We start from the raw sequence: 1,971 nt of genomic DNA on the forward strand, positions 1-1,971 counted from the left end.
GACGCCGAGCGCGCGCCACCGGAGCGCTTGCGCGGTGCGCCCGAGAGCGGCCCCGGGCACTGGGACGCCCCCGGGCGCTGGGACGCGGCCCGGACATGCCCGCCCGGCCTCGAACCGCGCTCAGTTTCCTCGCGCCAGCGCAGGGAAATCCCTAGAACGGCCGAGGACACCGCAGTTTTCGCGGAGGGCCGTGCAGCGGCGCCGGACGTCCGCACGTCGGCGGCAACGCCCGGCGGCTTGTTCACCAGCTCGCGGCGGAGAGCACTTCGGCGTAGTCGCGCTCGCGGGAGGCTTGCCGGATGTCGGACTCGACCATCATGGTCATCAACTCCCGGAAGTCCACTGTGGGCTCCCAGCCCAGCCGCGAGCGGGCGCGGGAGGAATCCGCGCACAGCGTCTCGACCTCCGCCGGCCGCACCAGCGCCGGATCGATCTCGACGTGGTCCGCCCAGTTCAGCCCCGCGGCCTCGAACGAGATCCGCACCGCGTCGCGCACCGAGTGCATCCGCCCGGTGCCCACCACGTAATCCGACGGCAGGTCCTGCTGCAACATCAGGTGCATCGCGCGCACGTAGTCCCCGGCGAAGCCCCAGTCCCGCACCGCGTCCAGGTTGCCGAGGTAGAGCTTGTCCTGCAGCCCCAGCTTGATCTGCGCCACCGCGAGCGAGATCTTCCGGGTCACGAATTCCGCGCCGCGGCGGGGAGATTCGTGGTTGAACAGGATGCCGGACACGCCCCACACGCCGTAGGACTCGCGGTAGTTCTGGGTGATGTAGTGCCCGTAGGTCTTCGCCACGCCGTACGGGCTGCGCGGGTGGAAGGTGGTTCGCTCGTGCTGCGGCGACTCCGCGACCTTGCCGAACATCTCCGATGAGGACGCCTGGTAGAACCGGATTCCGCCGGAACCGGCATGGGTGCTCGACGCGCTGAGCCCGCTGACGATCCGGATCGCCTCCAGCATCCGCATCGCGCCCATGCCGTTGACCTCGGTCACCAATTCGGCCTGCTGCCAGGACATCGGCACGAACGAGATCGCGCCCAGGTTGTAGACCTCGTCCGGCTGCACCAGGTCGACCGCGGAAACCAGGCTGCCCTGGTCCATCAGGTCACCGTCCACGAAGGTCACGTCCGCGGCCAGCCTGCTGATCCGCGACTTGCGCGGGTTGGCCTGCCCGCGGATCAGGCCCCACACCTGGTAGCCCTGCGCCAGCAGGTGCTCGGCGAGGTACGAACCGTCCTGCCCGGTGATCCCGGTGATCAGCGCTCGCCTGGACAATGTGCTCCCCTTCCACCACCTGGCCTGAAAAGCCCGGTGCGCGCGGCACGCCGGGCGCCGGCGCAGGGCACCGGGGCGTCCGCCGGATGCGGCCTTCAGCGGCCTCGAAGCTGGCACCCGGGCGCAACGGGTGTCAAAGAATCCGGCGGGATGCTGGGGAATTCCAGTTGCGGACTAGGGATTCACCGGGATCTGCCCGGACTCGGCGGCTGCCGAGGACGGAACCCGGGAGATCTCCAGCATTTTCCCGGTCCGCGCGCTGCTGTATTGGCGCGAAAGCCCCGATGCGAGCGCGAGGTGCGCGATGACCGTTTCCGTGCGACAACCACCCGAGCCGGAGCAGACCCCGCCCGATCCGCGCGATCCCGTGCACCGGATCTCCCAGCTGCTCGACCCGGACGGCCTGGAGATCACCGGGCGAGCCGAGGACGCCGCGATCGTCGTGGCCCGCGGCTCGATCGGCGGCGCGCCGGTGGTGGTCTACTGCACCGACGCGACCCGCAAGGGCGGCGCGATCGGGACGGGCGAGTGCCCGCTGATCGTCGACGCCATGGAAACCGCGGTGCGGCTGCGCTGCCCGGTGATCGGCATCTGGCACTCCGGCGGGGCGAAGCTCGCCGAGGGGGTCGCGGCGCTGGACGACATCGGCCGGGTGTTCGCGGCGATGGTGCGCGCATCCGGTGTGGTGCCGCAGC

General features: G+C 70.6%; 2 protein-coding genes. One reads left to right on the plus strand and one right to left on the minus strand.

Features of this window, described 5'->3' with window-relative positions:
* Positions 1-241: 241 nt before the first annotated feature.
* A complete protein-coding gene (locus IJH84_RS02320; RefSeq protein ID WP_295139679.1) occupies positions 242-1,276 on the minus strand; it encodes a GDP-mannose 4,6-dehydratase in 1,035 nt (344 codons plus the stop codon).
* Between the two features lie 304 nt (positions 1,277-1,580).
* Between IJH84_RS02320 and IJH84_RS02325 the strand changes: the two genes are divergently transcribed.
* On the plus strand, positions 1,581-1,971 hold a 391-nt coding region (locus IJH84_RS02325; protein WP_295139682.1), incomplete at its 3' end, for a carboxyl transferase domain-containing protein.

Origin of the sequence: Saccharopolyspora sp. (genome assembly GCF_017434145.1) — a bacterium.
In the GTDB taxonomy this organism is placed as follows: Bacteria; Actinomycetota; Actinomycetes; order Mycobacteriales; family Pseudonocardiaceae; genus Saccharopolyspora_C; species Saccharopolyspora_C galaxeae.